The organism is Clostridia bacterium (genome assembly GCA_024685775.1).
Classification (GTDB): Bacteria; Bacillota; Clostridia; order Christensenellales; family CAG-1252; genus CAG-1252.
Genome location: JAIKVL010000013.1, coordinates 1 through 16095, shown reverse-complemented (window position 1 = coordinate 16095; position 16095 = coordinate 1). Strand labels below are relative to the sequence as shown.

The following is a 16095-nucleotide window of genomic DNA, read 5'->3' as shown; positions in this document are numbered from 1 at the left end:
GGGTGCCCAATGCGCGCGTTACATACAAACCATCACCGTTACCGCTTTATCCTATTGCTTGCCGCGATCGTCTTTTTGTCCGTCGCGGCATTGACGGTTTCTCCGCTTTTGCATTCGGCGTATGCCGAACCCGTCGTCTATCTCGAAGCGGACGTTACGCTCGGAGGAGAGAAACTCCCTTCCGCGATCCTTTATACCGGTTCCGCATATTCGTTTGACTTTTTGCTTTATCAAAGCAACGACGCTTCCGTTTGGACGAAAGACACCGATTCTACCCGTCGCTCGAATTTCCGTTTGAAGTATTTCGACGCGGATCGTCACGCGATCGATTACGCGCCCACCGCTCCGGGGACGTATTTCGTCCGCGTCGTTGCGGAAGACACGATGAACGGCTATAAAAACACCGACGTCAATCCCCTCGTCATTTCTCACGGCGTTTCGATCGGCGAGAGCCGTTTTTCGATCGTAAATGAAAATCTCTCTTTGTTTTCTTCTGCGCTGGACGGCGTCTCTTCCTTGGTTTTGGACGACACGCATCTCGATTTTTATTCCGCGGTAACTTCGGGCGCGAAGGTCCTTCTCGAAGGGCAGGCGCTTACCTCCGGTTCGCAATATACGCTTGCGGTCGAGTATTATAACCGCGGCACTTCCGTTTACGTCCCGACTTCGACTTGCGCGGACGTCGGAACCTATCGTTTGGTCGCGAAGATCGCGCCCTCCGTCAATCTTTCCAAAACCGTCGCGCCTTCCGCTCTTACGACGGACGGCTCCGGCAACCGCCTTTTGTATCGCGAATTCACCGTGACGCGCGCGTCGCTCAGTCTTGAATTGAATCTCGATTCGATGTACTTCGATAACCTTTCTTCCGTCACGTTGTCCGACGCGTCCAAGACGAAACTTTCTTCGGTCGGGTCGTATGAGACGAAAGTCGTTGCGCCTTCCGTAGAGGGCGGGAACTCCGCCGTCGAGCGCGTTATGGCTTCGGGAAACGGCGCGGTCAGCTACACGCCCTCCGCCGTCGGTTCCTATTTTTATCGCGTTCGTTTTACCGCGTCTTCCGCAGCGTACGGCGTGGAGTCGGGGGATATCGTCGATATTCCTTTCGTCGTAAAAGCCGTTCCGTACACCGTTACCTATTTGAAAAATAATTCCGAATCCGATCCTCTCGATTATGCGATCATGAATTCGGGCGGCGGTTCGATTCAGCTTTCTCCCGTCTTTTACGATCGCGCGGGCAACGCGTTGACTTCGGTCTATACCGCCGGCGGCGAGAGAAAATTCTCGGTCTCTTATAAGACCTTCAATACCGTTTTGAGCAGTTGGCAGGACCTCTCCGCGGGCGTCTATCCGAGCGGTGCGGGTCGCTATCGCGTCCTCGTTACCTTTTCGTCCTACGCGCGCGTTACTTCCGACTATAATATCGAAGCCGGAACGGTCATCACGAAAGAGTTTCAGATCATAACGAGCGGAACGCTCAGCGTGACCGCGGCGAACGGCGGCATGAATTATTACACGGGTTCCGGCGTCGTCCCCGCTTTGCTTTTCTTCTCGCAAGGGGCGGACGTTCGCTCGGCGGTCGAGGGAAAATACTCGCTTTCGTATTATGATAAAAACGGGGCTTCCATCGGTTCTTCCGCGCCCTCGCAGATCGGTTCGTACTTCTTTGAATTGACCTTTACGACCGCGGTGCCGTCGCTCGGCGTCTCCCAACACGACGTCTATCGCGGCGAATACCTCGTTCGCTATCGCGGATTATCCGTGACGTATGAAGAAGGCGCGTTTTCTTTCGCCGATCAAGTCGACGGTTCGCCCGTCGCTTTGACGCTCGGAACGAGCTATTCGGTTTCCTATTATAAAAAGACCGGGGCGACCTACCGCGTTCACGCGGGCGTCCCGACGGAGCAGGGCGACTATCTCGCCGTCGCGACTTTTTCTTCCGCTCTACCCGTCTATAACGTAAAGTCGGGAGATATGGCGGCGTTTACCTTCTCGATCGCGGGCTCCACCGCTTGGGGCAACGTCGCGACCGCGTCCATCGATCTGACCTACGACGTCGGCGTAAAAGAACCGATTTTGAGTTTCTATAACGGAGCGACTCCGATCGAGCTTTCGGAATTGTCCGAGTATCAAGTCTCTTTCTTTAAGTTCGATTCGGGGACGGAAACGTATCTCCCGAGCGGACACCCCGTTCTCGCGGGCGATTACAGATGCCTCGTAACGTTCTTGAAATCCGATACCGCGAAAGGGCTCGTTCGCGGCGGTTTCGCGAGTTCGTTCTTTACCGTAACTCCGAAAGAGATCACCGTTTCCTACACTTTGAAGACGAGCAGTAAAGACCTCGTCTACGACGGGATCAATAAAGAGTACTCCGTCCTTTTGTCGGCGGATACCCGTCCGCTCGAACTCTCTTTCGTCGAAGAGTACGCGCCGCAGGCGACTTCGCCCGTTTATCGGATCGCGCCGTATGCGGCGGCGGGGGATTATTACGTCCGCACCACGCTTTCGAACGATCGTTCCGGCAGTTTGAAACTCGTCGGCGCGCGTCTTGCGTTTACCGTTCAAAAACTTTCCGTGGACGTCCGTTTTACCGTTCCGCTTTCCTATCGCGCGATGTACAAGGGTTCTTTCGTCAGCCCTTCGCTTACGTTCAAAGCCCTGAACGGTCGCCACGTCGACGCGGGATATAAGACGGAAAGCCAATTCTCTTCGCTCAGCATTCCGCTTTCGATATCGAGCGCGTATTACGCTTCGTCGGACGGCGTCAATTATTTGATCTCCGCCGCTCCCGTTAAGACGGGCGCTTATCGCCACGAGGTCTCGACGGGGAATCCGAGCGTCGTCTTGACGACCACGTCCTCGATCGGTGACGACGAATCGACCGTTACGCCCTCGTATATTTGGGAAACGCAGGCGAACGTCATTTTCAGCGTAATCCCCGCGGAAGTGAAGACGCAGGTCACCTTCGATTCCGACCTTTTCTACACGGCGTCCCCCAAAGGCGTTTCCTCGATTTCGTTTATGGCGTATAATTCCGCGACTTCGTCCTACTCGACGAACGTTTCGGCGTTTTCGGGCGATTACAAGATCCTGTACTTTACGTCCGACTATCAAGGCGTCGTCAGCGGCTCGGGCAGCGAAACCAAACCCGTCGAAAAGAGTTATTACGTCGCGAGAATCGTGATCGTTCCGAACGGATCGAACGACGCTTACCTGACCGAGGAAAGATATACCTTTATGAACGGAAAAACCGTCCTCGGCGCGGATATGGACGGCGCGGCGATCGAAGAGGGAAGCTACGTCGATTTCGTCTTCCGAATCAAGGATCAAACGAGGATCGACGTCCTGTTCGATATGCCCGTAACGTTTGCGTTCGACGGAACTCCGAAAACCATCGGGGCGACTTTCGTCAATAATTTCTCGACCGTGCCTTTCGTCGCCGGTTCCGATTATGCGATCACCTATATCCCCGACGGAGGTTCGGAAACTTCCGACGCGCCTTCCGCGGTCGGGAGCTATCGCGTTAAACTCAAATTTTTAAGGGATAACACCGCGTATCGCGTAGGGGCGTATCTCGGAGAGTTCGCGCCGCAAAACGAACTCTATATTTCCGCGAACGACGTGATCTCGTATTCTTTCGAGATCTTCGCTCCGAGGCTTATGACGGCGACTTTGAACCCGCCAGCATCGCTTTATTACGACGGCGCGCCCAAAGCGTTCGACCCGACCTTTACCGTCCGCGCGGGCGATGAAGATTGCCTCGTTATGCTGACCTACGACACGCATTATCGCGTCTTCTATTACGAGCTTTCGGGCGGCTCCTATCAAGCGATCGACGGCGCGCCGACGCTCCCGGGATCCTATGCCGTGGAAGTCGTTTTCCTGAAAAATTTGTACGATTATAAGATCGACGCGAACGGCGTCGAAGTCCAGATCCTTCTTTCGAATCTGACTTCGATCCCCCAAGCGAACGGCGTCTTTGCGGACGCGTCCACGCCGCGCGTGGCGTTCGAGATCAAAAAGGCGGTTTTGAAAGTCGGCGGTCTGTCGGTAAACGATAAGGAGTTCGACGGAACGAACGTCGCGGTATTTGCCGGGCTTCCGTCTTTGTCCGTCAAGGTAGAAGGCGGCGCGAAACTCGGAGAACTCGTTAAAGAGAACGGCGTCTTCCCCTACGTCTTCGTCGGGTCGATGGCGGGAACCTTCGTTTCCGTGCTTCCCGCTGAAAACCTCTCGATCGACGTTTCTTCCTACTACGCGCTTTCCGAGGGCGCGAGCGATCTTTACGAACTGGAATTCGACGATTTTAAGGCGACGATCAAGAAAAGCTCCGTAACGATCTCTCCCGTCGATATTACCCGCGATTACAATCCCTTCGCGGTCGAAAGCGTCATCGATTATGCGGTCGATTATTCGGAAGAGACGATGACGAGCCTTTTCCCGACCTTGGATCAATCCTCTTTCCTGATCGGTGAGCTTTCAAGGCAAAAGGGCAACACCGTCGGCTGGTATCCGATCTCGATCGGAACGCTTGCGTTGAACGACGCCGCGGCGGGAACCGTTTCTCTCGAAGGCGAGACGCTCGCTCTTTCCGATCTCTTCGAAATCAAACTCGTGACCGCGGGCTATCGCATTCGCGAGCGCATGGTGACGATCTCCGTAAAAGCGGGGCAGTATAAGCTCTACGGCGAAGCGGATCCCGCGATCCTTCTGGACGTTTCCGAAGGAACTTTGATTTATAACGATATGATCGTCGGCTCGCCGAAGAGGGAGCAAGGCGAAAACGCGGGTATTTATCGCGTCAGCCTTTCCGCCGTTACGATCCAAAACGGCGCGGGCGACGACGTCAGCGCAAACTATCACATAACGCTTCGGACGGGAACGTTCGAGATCCGCAAACGCCGCATCACGATTTCTCCCGCCAACCAGACCGCGCCGTATACGCAAGGTTTCGACCGCCGCGCGATCAACGTTTTGGATCGCGATCACTCCAATCGAAACGCGACCGCGGATTTCGTTACCAATCCGGGCGTGGGCGATCGAATCACGGGACTTCTTTCGTCCGAACCGACCGAAGACCCGATCGTCTTCAAAATAACGATGGGGACGCTTGCCGTCGTCAACGCTTCCGGGAAAAACGTTACTTCCAACTATGATATCGAATTTAACGAGAATTCGACATACACGGTGGAAAAGGTGGATATCGTCGTTCGTATGGCGGAAAATGCGGTTTTGACCAAGTATTACGGCGACGCGAACCCGATCATCGCGTTTACGATCGAAAAGAGCGAAAAGGATAAGCTCGGCGGACTGACTCTTTCTTCCGCAAGCTCCATCGGTCGCGTCGAAGGCGAGGACGTCGGGACGTACCGCGTGTACGTCGATAACTCGGCGCATTCCTTTATCGTGATCGACTCGGGCGTCGACGTCAGCGCGTACTTCAACTTTAACGTTCGCGGCGTAACCTTCGGCGACACGATGTTTACGATCTTGCCGCGCCCGATCACCGTGACCGTCGAAAACGCTTCGTTTGAAAATACCGGTCGCGACGTGATCCCCGTTTTGAAGTACTTGAACGCAAACGGATCGAGGCTTTCGTCCATCGTCCTTTCAACGTTGAAAGTTAAGTTCGCCGTTCCCGATATGAAGTTCGATGCGGGCGAAAACTCCGTTACGCCGATCGTAGTCGGAGAGGTGACCGAAGACCCGAACTTTAAGATAACCGTCGCCCCGGGAACGATCACGATCATCTATTTGCAGAACGTCGTTTCGGCGACTCTCGTTCCGAAGACGGATGAGATCTATAAAAAGAATAAGTTTATTTTCGCGGGGATTATGCTCTATAAGTCCGTGAACTTCTACAAGCTCGACACGGCGAACGGCGAGCAACCCGACCGCAGAGTCGAGATTTCCCTTCCTTTGAAGCCCGATTCGGACATCAGGGGGGATGGCTTCGTCGCGGTCGCGCTGTATTCTTCCCGAAATCCGAGAGCCTTCTCTTTGAGGCAGGACGGCGCGATGCTTATCTATAAGGATGACGCCGCGTATTACGTCGCGGTCGCGCAACCGGAAGAATGGTTCTATATCATTTGGGGCGTCGTCTGCATTTTGGCGGGCGTCTTGATCTATTATACCGTCGTCCTCATCAAGAAACTCGTCGAGAAGAAGAGAGCGAAGGACGCGGCGAAAGGTCCGATGGTCCGCGCCGCAAGGTACGCGAAGAACGGAAAGAGAGCGGGCTTTATCGCGATCGCGCCGCCTCGTCCCGACGGTTTCGCGTCGCAGCAGAATTCCGAAACGGACGATTTGTTCTCCGACACGAATACCACGGCTGAGTCGGATTCGCTTTCCGCTTCTTCCGAAACGAAGAGCGACGAAGACTCTTTGATCGACGAGAACACGGACGACCTCTTCGCTTCGTCCGCTTCCGAGATCGAGGGAGAAGAGCCCGCGGCGGAAGAAAAGCCCGCGGAAAAACCGAAAGCCAAAGGCAAGGGCGGAACCAAGATGTTCTTTGCGCCTTCGGGTTTGACGGATAAGAAGAAAGGAAAGAAAGCGCCTGAACCCGAAGAAGAGGAGATCCCGTCCACGGACGATCTCTTCGCGGAGGACAGCGCATCCGCATTTGCGGCGGCAAGCGAACTCGCAGGCGAGTCCAAAGACGCCAAAGAGCCGAAAAAGATCGAACCCAAGAAGGGTAAAGACGATAAGAATAAAAAGGATAAGGATAAGGATAAGAAGGTCGGTAAAAAGGGCAAGGACGATAATAAGAAAGGCGGCGCGAAGAAGAATGCGCCGAAGGGATTCCGCCCGATGGCGTTTACGCCTACGGGAGCCAAATCTTCCGGGGTGAACGGAGGAACCCGCTCCTTCGAGGACGATCTGTTCTTTGACGACGATCTCGATATCAATACGGAAAGCGCCGCGCTTTCTCCCTATAATGACAGCGCGCTCTCCGACGATCAGATCTCGATTCCGTCTTCTTCCTCTAAGACTTCCTCCGATTCTTCCTCGGATGACGATCTCGTAATCGCGAAGAGCAGCAACTTCTTCCAAGATGACGAAGAGGAAAAGAAGGACGGCGAGGATTCCGATCTGCTTTGATCGGCGATTCGCCTAAAAAGAAAAGCGCGTGCTGATAGGCACGCGCTTTTTTATATCCTAAAATAAAAACTCCCGCGACGGATCTGTCGCGGGAGTTTTCTCGTTAGAGAAATATGACTATTTTTCCACGCGGATCACGCTGGAAACTTCCGAAATGCAGGGAGAATTTTGAAGTTCTTCAAGAGCCTTGCGGAAAGTGAGTTCGGTCGTCTTTTGCGTAACGAACGCGATCGTCGCTTTGCCGTTCGATCCGGCTTTTTGAACCATGGCGTCGATGCTGATACCGGCTTTTCCGAAAATGCCCGTGATCGCGGAAAGGACGCCGGTTTCGTCTTTCGCGGTAAGGCGAATGAAGTACTCGCTGACGAAATCGTCGTTAAAGTCCTGCGCCGCTTCTTCGAGAATGAATGGGTAGCGCCTATGCGCTTCCTTGGTCGCCGCCGTAACGATATCCGAAACGATCGCGCTTCCCGTCGGGAGATCGCCCGCGCCTTTGCCGTAAAACATCAATTCGCCGACGTTATCCCCGACGACGTAGATCCCGTTAAACGCGCCGCCGACTTTGGCGAGCGGATGATCGTCCGGAATAAAGGCGGGGTAGACGTGCGCCTCGATCTTTCCGTTAACGTTCTTGCTGATCGCGAGGAGCTTAACGGTGAGACCGAATTCTTTTCCGAATTTGATATCTTCTTTCGTAACCTTGCTGATTCCTTCTCTGTAAATCGAGGTGTAGGGAACGCGCTTATTGAAAGCGAGAGAGGAGAGGATCGAGAGCTTATAGGTGCTGTCGAATCCGTCCACGTCGGCGGAGGGGTTGGCTTCCGCGTAGCCGAGGCGTTGGGCTTCTTTCAAAGTCGCGTCGTAATCGCTTCCGTTATCGGTCATATTTGAGAGGATATAATTCGTCGTCCCGTTGACGATGCCTTTGATCTCCAAAACGTCGTTCCCCTGCAAGCTGTCGTGAAGCGCGCGAATGATCGGGACGCCGCCTCCGCAGGACGCTTCGAAATAAATGCCCGCGCCCGTCTTTTTCGCCGCGCTTTCGAGATCCGCCCAATGCTTGGAAAAGAGCTCTTTATTGGACGTGACGACGCTTTTGCCTTTTTCGAGGCATTGGACGAGGAAAGTCCTCGCGGGTTCCGTGCCGCCGAAGAATTCCGCGACCACGGAGATCGAATCGTCGTTCAGGACGTTATTGATATCGCAGGAAACTTTATCGAGATCGATCCCGAGCGCGCTCGCTTTGGAAAGATCTTTTTCGAGAACCTTTTTTACTTCGATCGAGACGCCGTAGTCTCTTTCGATTTTCGCTTTTTTGTCTTGCAGGATGCGGTACGTTCCGCTTCCTACGACGCCGAGCCCCAAAAGGGCGATGCCAACTGTTTTCATGCTTTCCTCCTTTCGTTCAACTCGGAGATGATCTGCAAGCCTTTGAGCGTCAGCGCGCGATCGTAATAATCGATAAATTCCGTGTTTTCCGACAGAATTACGCTGGTCATACCGCCCGTCGCGATGACTTTCGTTTTTTCGCCGAGTTGCTTTTTCATTTCTTTAACGATGTTTTCAACGAGCCCTCTGTATCCGTAGATGATACCGGATTGCATATTCGTGATCGTGTTCGTCCCGATCGGGGAAGAGGGCAGAGATAATTCGACAAGGGGGAGCTGAGACGCGCGCGAAACGAGAGCGTCCAAACTCGTCTTCATTCCGGGAGCGATCGCGCCGCCGAGGAATTCGCCGCTTTCGGAGATCGCGTTAAAGGTCGTCGCCGTTCCCATATCCACGACGATGCAGGGACCGCCGTACAGGCGATACGCCGCCGCGGAAGAGGCGATCCTGTCCGCGCCGAGGGCTTTCGGGATGGTGTAGCCGATCGTCAGCCCGGTTTCCACGAGGGAACTGACCATCAAAGGTTTAACGTGCATATAATAGGTGCAAGCGTGTTCCAAAGTGTAGTTGATCGTCGGAACGACGGAACTGACGATGATCTTGTCTACGTCGGAAAACCCGTAGCCGTGAGCGGAAAAAATATCGCGAAAAGCGATCCCGAATTCATCCGCCGTGCGGGTAATCGTCGCGGAGATCCTCCAACTGGAAAGCATATCTTTCCCGTCGAACAAAGCGAGCTTGATATTCGTGTTTCCAACGTCCATCGCAAGTAACATATATTGATTATATCAATATTTTCCGCGATTTACAAGCGTTTTGCGCTTTTAAGCGAAGCGGCGGCGCGGCTTATGTGAAATTTATCGTCAACACGCAGTAGATCACTGCCCAAAAATACACGTTGATCTGAAAAACTGGAAGACGAAAAAGCCCGGCGAGATCGTTCTTTTTCAGAAAAACGGCGGTGACGTAAAAGGATAAAAGCATCGTAATCGTCGCGAGAAAAAAGGAGACGATCTCGTAGGTCAGTTCGAAGAAAAAGGAGAGCAGGACGATTTGGGAGATCCCTTCCGCCGCCGTCAGGAGAAAGCCTTTCGGAAAGTCGCTTTTTGTTTCGGTGAAAAATCCGAGCGACAGCGCGGAGCAAAGGTAGACGAGCTCCATCAGAACGCCGTAAAAGACGGCGGATCGGGGCGCGAAATAGGGCAGAGCAAGGCTCTTGACCCACGTCCCGTTCGTTTGGATCAGAAAGCAGGAGATCGCCGCGATCGAGACTTCGAGGAGAAGTCCCGCGGCAAGGACGATTGCGAATTTATACCAACGCATACGGTATTTTATGAGTCGTCCGACTTTTCCTATGCCTCGCGATCGGCGAAAACCCAAGGGTTTTTCGGAAAATTCTTCCCTTTACAAGTCGGCCCGCAAGCTGTATAATAGTTTTAGATACAAACCGAAAAAGGCGTGGAAAAAGACCGTATGCAAACCGTAATCTTATGCTCCGCTTCGCCGAGAAGGCGGGAGCTTCTGGGAGAAATTTTCGATCGCTTCGAGATCAAAGCGGGATCGGGGGACGAGATTTCTTCATTCGTGCGTCCGCATAAGAAAGTTGTCGATCTCGCGCTCGGAAAGCAGACGGGCGTTTCCGTCCCGAAGGGCGGCGTCGTCATCAGCGCGGATACCCTCGTCTATAAAGGCGGCAAGTATTACGGCAAGCCCGGTTCGCCTTCCGCGGCGAAAGAAATGCTTCTCGAATTATCCGGGAAAACGCATTTCGTTTACACGGGCGTCGCGATCAAAACCGAAGAAAAAACGGTTTGTTTTTACGAGCGTTCGGGCGTAACGATGAAGCGCCTGACGGAAGAGGAGATCGACCGCTATATCCGAGATTTTTCGCCTTTGGATAAAGCGGGCGCATACGGAATACAGGACGGAGTTACGGTTCGTCGGTTTTCGGGGAGTTACTCGAATATCGTCGGATTGCCCGTCGAAAGACTCAAAGAAGAACTGAGGAAATTGGGAGTACAGTATGATCGCTAACGAACTTGTTTTGGATATGGGCTACGCGACCACCGTTATCGCGGCGAGAGGCAAAGGCGTGATTTTGAAAGAGCCGTCCGTCGTCGCCGTCGAAAAGCAAAAGGGGAAGCTGAAACTCCTTGCTTCGGGTTCGGATGCGCGCCGCTATATGCGCTCTCGCGAGAAGTCTACGAGCGCGACGCTCTTGCGCCCCGTTAAGGAAGGCGTCATCGAGAATGCGGAAGCCGCGACTTTGATGCTCAAAGATTTTATCCGAAAAGCGCTCCCGAAGCGCACGATCCTTTCTCCGCGGCTCGACGTGATCGCGACGATCTGCTGCGGAACTTCCGTTGTGGAGCGAAAAAATTATGAGAACGTCCTCGCGGCGGCGCATATCAAAAGCCCCGTTTTGATGGAGACTCCGATCGCGGTCAGTTCGCTTTTATCCAGCGATTATAATTTGATCGTGGTTTGGGGCGCTTCGATCGCGGACGTGGCGATCGTCGGACCCGGCGGGATCATTACCGGCTGCTCGGTAACGACTTGCGGAAACGCCGTCGATCAAAAGATCTGCTCGTACGTCGCGGATAATTATCGCTTGGGGATCTCTCCTTCGCGCGCCGAAGAATTGCGCGTAAAGATCGGTTCGTTTTTCGATAATCAAATGATCAGCGCGGACGTTATGGGGCGCAACCTCGTCGACAATATGCCGCATCAGGCGGAGATCACGGCGAACGAGATCTTCCCGATGATGTCGGACGTCGCGATGGGGCTTGCGGACGTCATCGAAAGCGTCTCTTTGATGTGTCCGGAAAAGCTCGTGATGGACGTCTATCAGGCGGGAATAACGCTCGTCGGCGGTTTTGCGAACAGCTACGGCGCGGATGAATTTTTGTCCGATCGACTGAAAATGCGGGTGAATGTCCCGAAATCTCCGGAGGACGCGGTCGCACTCGGCGCGCTTCGTTTCTTCGACGATCGCGACAAGATGTTCAAGATGCTGTAATTATTTTATAATTAAAGGTTTTTTTGTTTGACACTTCGCATCGAAAGATGGTAACATTGTTTTTGAGCCGCTTGATAAGGGTTTAAGTAGCTTTTTGCTCACCCCACTCAGCGAGACTGGTAAGAGGAGGTAAAAGTATGTACGCAATTATCGCAACAGGCGGAAAACAGTATAAGGTTGAAAGCGGCATGAAGCTCGAAGTCGAAAAACTCGAAGCGAACGTCGGCGATACCGTTAAGTTTGACGTTCTTTTGGTTTCCGATGAGAACGCCGTCACCACCGGGAATCCCGTGGCGGGCGCGTATGCGGAAGCGGAAGTGCTCGCGCAAGGCAAGGGCAAGAAGATCATCGTCTTCAAGTACAAAGCCAAGAAGAACGAGCGTAAGCGTCAAGGTCACAGACAGCCCTTTACGAAAGTACTGATCAAGTCGATCGTCAAATAATGACGAAGATCGTATTTACGAAAAAAGGCGAAGATTTCGTCCGAATCGAGTCGCGGGGGCACGCGGGTTATTCCGAAAAGGGATCCGACGTCGTGTGTGCCGGCATATCGGCGCTCTTGCAGGGCGCGGCGCTCGGCGTTTTGAAAGTCGCGGGGGTCAAAGCCCGCTATGAAACAAACGAGAAAGAGGGCGCTTTGCTTCTCGCTCTTCCGAAAGAAATGACGGAAACCGAGAGGCGAGATTGTCAGGTGATTTTGAGGACGCTTTACGAGAGCGTTTCCGATCTCCGAGACGGGTATTCGGGGTTTATAAGTGTGGAGGTAAAATGATATGTTTATCAAATTGCAACTTTTCGCTCATAAAAAGGGCGTAGGTAGTTCGAGAAACGGAAGAGACAGCGCGGCGCAAAGGCTCGGAACCAAGCGCGCGGACGGTCAATTCGTTCTCGCGGGCAATATTCTCGTCAGACAAAGAGGCACCAAGATCCATCCGGGCATTAACGTAGGTCGCGGCAAGGACGATACCCTTTTTGCTCTTAAAGACGGAATTGTCCGTTTCGAAAGACTCGGCAAGGATAAGAAACAGGTCAGCATTTACGAAAAAGCGGAATAATGATCTTGCTTTCGGATCATCTGATCAAAGTTTCAAACGATGAAGAATTTCGACCGCGTTCCGTTTTGGAATGCGGTCAAATTTTTCGTTATGAGGAATCGGACGGCATTTTCTCGGTCTTTTCCGCGGATAAAGCGGCGGTCATCGCCCCGACGGACGGCGGCTATGAGATCCGAACGGACGACCCGTCCTTTTTTTATTCCTTTTTCGATTTCGAAACCGATTACGAGGCGGCGAGAAAAAAGCTTTCCGCTTTCCCGGAGCTCAAAGAAGGACTCGAAAGGGGAAAAGGGCTGCGCCTTCTTCGCCAACCGCATTTCGAGACGCTCATAGGATTCATCGTCAGCGCGAACAATAATATCCCGAGGATCAAGGGGATCTTACGCCGTTTGGCGGCGGCTCTCGGCGAGGATAAAGGATGGTATCACGCTTTTCCGACTCCGCAGGAAATGGCGGAAAAAGGAGAGACTTTCTATAAAGAACTCGGGGCGGGGTATCGCGCGAGGTATCTCGCGGAGACGGCGAGGCTCGTCGCGAACGGATTCGATCTCGACGCTCTTGAAAAACTCTCCACCCCCGACCTTTTGAAATCGCTTCTTTCGCTTCCCGGCGTCGGACCGAAAGTCGCGGATTGCGTCGCGCTTTTCTCCTACGCGAGATGGGACGTCTTCCCCGTCGATACTTGGATCGAAAAGGTCTATGAGGACGTCTTTCGTAAAACCGCGCCGCCCGCCGCCATGCGCCGTGATTTTCTCGCTCTGTTCGGCTCGCTTTCGGGTCTTGCGCAGCAGTACTTGTTTTTCGGAAAAAGAGAAGAATAGTCGATCTGAGATCGAACGTATGATATTTTTACAAAGACCGATAATTACGATTGACTTATTCCTTATTTTCTCCTATAATAATAACGATGCGGGAGTCGTTCAATGGTAGAGCGCCGGCTTCCCAAGCCGGTTTTCGCGGGTTCGATTCCCGTCTCCCGCTCCATTGACCGTAACGCAAGTTACGGTTTTTTTGTTTAATACGGGAATCGAATAGGGAGCCGCGAGAGGAAAAGCGACCTTTTTATCGGGAAGCTATTGTTTGCGGTTCGTTTTCTGTGATATAATCAATCTATGGTACACATCGGAAATTCTTGGGATGAAATACTGAAAGACGAGTTTGAGAAGCCGTATTACAAAGAGCTTCGCTCCTTTTTGGCGAAGGAATATGCTTCTAAGACGGTATATCCCTCTATGTACGACATTTTCAACGCGTTTAAGCTTTGCCCCTACGAGAAGGTAAAAGTCGTGATTTTGGGGCAAGACCCGTATCACGGACCGGGGCAGGCGCACGGGCTTGCGTTCTCGGTTCGCCCGGGCGTGGAGATCCCACCGTCGCTCAAAAATATTTTCAAAGAAATGCAGGACGAGATCGGCTTCGTCCCACCGCAGGACGGGTTTCTCGAAAAATGGGCGAAAGAAGGCGTCTTCCTTTTGAACGCGACCTTGACCGTTCGCCGAGGCGAACCTTTGTCGCACCGCGGGAAGGGCTGGGAGACCTTTACGGATCGCGTGATCTCGATCCTCTCCGAAAGGGAAGAGCCGATGGCGTTTTTGCTTTGGGGCGGAAACGCGCGCAGTAAAAAGGCGCTGATCGATCGATCGAAACATCTCGTCCTCGAAGCGCCGCACCCGAGCCCGCTTTCGGCGCACGCAGGCTTTTTCGGTTGCGGGCATTTCAAAAAGGTCAACGAGTTCTTGGAAAAGCGTGGCGAGTCGATCGACTGGTCGCTGTAAGCGCCGTTGACAAGCCCGCGCGTTCGTGTTACAATCAAGTCGGAGTGAAAGTATGGAAAAACCTATCGTTTGTGAAAATGTCACCGTTTACGATTACCGCGCCCATTGCCGTTTCAACGAGCTTATGGTCGGTCGCTCGCAATGGTTGATGTATGGGATCGCGAGCCTTCTCGGCGCGCTGCTCATCGTGGCGTACTGTTTTATGAAGGCGGCGGTCGTCTTGATCTTTGCGATCGTCATTCTCGCGCTGATCAATTTGATGAAATTCGTTTTCCAACCCTCTTCGCTGAAAAAGACCTACGGGCAGATCCTCGCGCTTCGCGGCGAGATGACCTTCGCTTTCCGCTTTCACGACGATTGCTTCGACGAGCTTTGCAGGAGCAATAAAGGCGAGCAGAGCGTCGAGATCGCCTACGACGCGCTGAAAAAGATCCTCGAAACCAAAGAGGAGATCTTATTCGTAACGAAGCAAAACACCGCTTTTTATATGCGGAAGGATCCCGATTACGAGTACGAGACGGGCGAGCTTTCCCGCGTCCTCTCCGCGCTTCCGACCTATCGCTACCGCGGAAAAAAAGAGAAGAAAGAAGCCGTGTCGGCACAATAATGATTGACACCCGTTTTCGGGCGCGTTACAATAGAATTACAAAGTAGATAAGCCGCGTAAAGTGTTGCAAAATGGAACGTTGTTTGCAAACGAAAGGGTTCTCCTGCGATGGCTTATTGCGTTCGTTGTAAGAAAATATCTTTCATCGAACCTTCTTTGTATAGGAGGTTTTTTTATGAAATTTTCAGCTCGCTATATCGCATACGTCGCGCTTCTTGCCGCCGTGTCCGTCATCTTGAACACGTTGACGATCACGATGCCCGGGAGCGGCTTCGCCGTCAGTTTTACTTATATCCCGACTTATATCGCGGGGTTCTTTTTCGGTCCTGCGGCGGGATTCTTCGTCGGATTTGTCGGAGACGTCCTCGGGTGCATCATTTGGCCGAAAGGTCCCTGGCTTCCTTTGATCACGCTGGCTTCGTCCCTGATGGGCGTGATCCCCGGTTTGATCCGCTATCTCCCTTTGAATGAAAAGATTCTGCTTGCGATCTCGTTCGTGACGACGTTCGTCGTTTGCAGCGCGGGATTCAATACGTTCGCGCTGTGGCACGCTTATGCGTCCACGAAAAAGACCTTCTGGGTGTACTTGGTCGCAAGGCTTCCGCTTCAACTGACGGTTATGGCGGTCAATTTGGTTCTTTGCTTCGTCCTTATGCCGTTCTTTAAGAAATTGATCGTTCCTCGTCTCGTAAAGGTCAAGGCGGTTTGATCAAGCCGCTCGCTTCGCCGCTTTTCCGCGCGCGGGATTGCGGAGAATGATCGCTTTTAAGTTCTTTACGGGTTTGAAGACGAGGAGCAATCCGAAATAAAACCCGCATCCGAATAAGGTCGCCAACGCTCCCGAGAGAAAAAGGGGCAAGGCGACCTTTTCGCATAGCATAAAGGTCAGTTTCGTCATTAATGCGGTCGGAAACGCAAAGAGCATCGAACCGACCGCGGGGCGAAAGATCTTAGCGGTAAAAGCCTTTTTGCGCCAAAGAAAGCATAATCCCATAATAAAGGTGACCGTGTTAAAGGTGCATTCGCCGACCGCGAGCGCGTAAACGCCGATATAACGCGGTAAAATCAAGATCTCGGCGATCAATAGGGCGGCGGCGTTCACGAATGCGAAAAAGACCTTTTTCTCTTCTCCGAGCGAATTTAACGTCG

At 52.9% G+C, this 16095-nt stretch carries 14 protein-coding genes and 1 tRNA gene; 11 read left to right on the top strand and 4 right to left on the bottom strand.

Translation table 11 applies throughout. From position 1 onward, the window contains the following. Positions 1-9 precede the first annotated feature (9 nt). On the top strand, positions 10-7101 hold the full coding sequence (locus K5753_02760; protein ID MCR4726123.1) for a hypothetical protein: 7092 nt from the start codon (positions 10-12) through the stop codon (positions 7099-7101). A gap of 117 nt (positions 7102-7218) precedes the next feature. Here the strand turns inward: K5753_02760 and K5753_02755 are convergent, their stop codons facing one another. The 3 genes from K5753_02755 to K5753_02745 all read right to left on the bottom strand — a co-directional run bounded on the left by K5753_02755 (position 7219) and on the right by K5753_02745 (position 9813). Then, positions 7219-8490, bottom strand: a complete 1272-nt coding sequence (locus K5753_02755; GenBank protein MCR4726122.1) for a homoserine dehydrogenase — start codon at positions 8488-8490, stop codon at positions 7219-7221. Next, positions 8487-9266 carry a type III pantothenate kinase gene (locus K5753_02750; protein ID MCR4726121.1) on the bottom strand — a complete coding sequence of 260 codons (780 nt, stop codon included), beginning with the start codon at positions 9264-9266 and terminating at the stop codon, positions 8487-8489. The genes K5753_02755 and K5753_02750 overlap by 4 nt, the downstream gene beginning before the upstream one ends. Before the next feature lie 70 nt (positions 9267-9336). Next, positions 9337-9813: a hypothetical protein gene (locus K5753_02745; GenBank protein MCR4726120.1), complete on the bottom strand. Its 477-nt coding sequence runs from the start codon at positions 9811-9813 to the stop codon at positions 9337-9339. A 150-nt stretch (positions 9814-9963) separates the two neighbouring features. Here K5753_02745 and K5753_02740 point away from each other — a divergent pair, with 150 nt between their 5' ends. The 10 genes from K5753_02740 (at position 9964) to K5753_02695 (ending at position 15655) form a co-directional block, all read left to right on the top strand. Continuing rightward, the gene (locus K5753_02740) at positions 9964-10524 is read left to right on the top strand and encodes a Maf family protein (GenBank protein MCR4726119.1); all 561 of its coding nucleotides are present in this window, start codon (positions 9964-9966) and stop codon (positions 10522-10524) included. Continuing rightward, a complete protein-coding gene (locus tag K5753_02735; protein MCR4726118.1) occupies positions 10514-11509 on the top strand; it encodes a rod shape-determining protein in 996 nt (331 codons plus the stop codon). The genes K5753_02740 and K5753_02735 overlap by 11 nt, the downstream gene beginning before the upstream one ends. 137 nt (positions 11510-11646) lie before the next feature. Beyond that, positions 11647-11952: a 50S ribosomal protein L21 gene (gene rplU, locus K5753_02730; protein ID MCR4726117.1), complete on the top strand. Its 306-nt coding sequence runs from the start codon at positions 11647-11649 to the stop codon at positions 11950-11952. Next, positions 11952-12281: a ribosomal-processing cysteine protease Prp gene (locus tag K5753_02725; protein ID MCR4726116.1), complete on the top strand. Its 330-nt coding sequence runs from the start codon at positions 11952-11954 to the stop codon at positions 12279-12281. Before rplU ends, K5753_02725 begins: the two co-directional genes overlap by 1 nt. Position 12282: 1 nt before the next feature. Next, positions 12283-12564: a 50S ribosomal protein L27 gene (gene rpmA, locus K5753_02720; protein ID MCR4726115.1), complete on the top strand. Its 282-nt coding sequence runs from the start codon at positions 12283-12285 to the stop codon at positions 12562-12564. Beyond that, positions 12564-13385 (top strand): 8-oxoguanine DNA glycosylase, encoded by an 822-nt coding sequence (locus K5753_02715; protein ID MCR4726114.1) that lies wholly within the window; start codon positions 12564-12566, stop codon positions 13383-13385. Before rpmA ends, K5753_02715 begins: the two co-directional genes overlap by 1 nt. Positions 13386-13473: 88 nt before the next feature. Beyond that, positions 13474-13548 (top strand) — tRNA-Gly (locus K5753_02710). 128 nt (positions 13549-13676) lie between these two features. Continuing rightward, positions 13677-14339, top strand: coding sequence for a uracil-DNA glycosylase (gene ung / locus K5753_02705; protein ID MCR4726113.1), 663 nt, complete (start codon positions 13677-13679; stop codon positions 14337-14339). Between the two features lie 52 nt (positions 14340-14391). Then, on the top strand, positions 14392-14946 hold the full coding sequence (locus tag K5753_02700; protein MCR4726112.1) for a hypothetical protein: 555 nt from the start codon (positions 14392-14394) through the stop codon (positions 14944-14946). Between the two features lie 175 nt (positions 14947-15121). After that, complete coding sequence (locus K5753_02695) at positions 15122-15655, top strand: folate family ECF transporter S component (GenBank protein MCR4726111.1); 534 nt, start codon at positions 15122-15124, stop codon at positions 15653-15655. Here the strand turns inward: K5753_02695 and K5753_02690 are convergent. Next, positions 15656-16095 (bottom strand): hypothetical protein (locus K5753_02690; GenBank protein ID MCR4726110.1); only part of this gene is annotated, 440 nt, incomplete at its 5' end. It abuts the gene before it with no gap.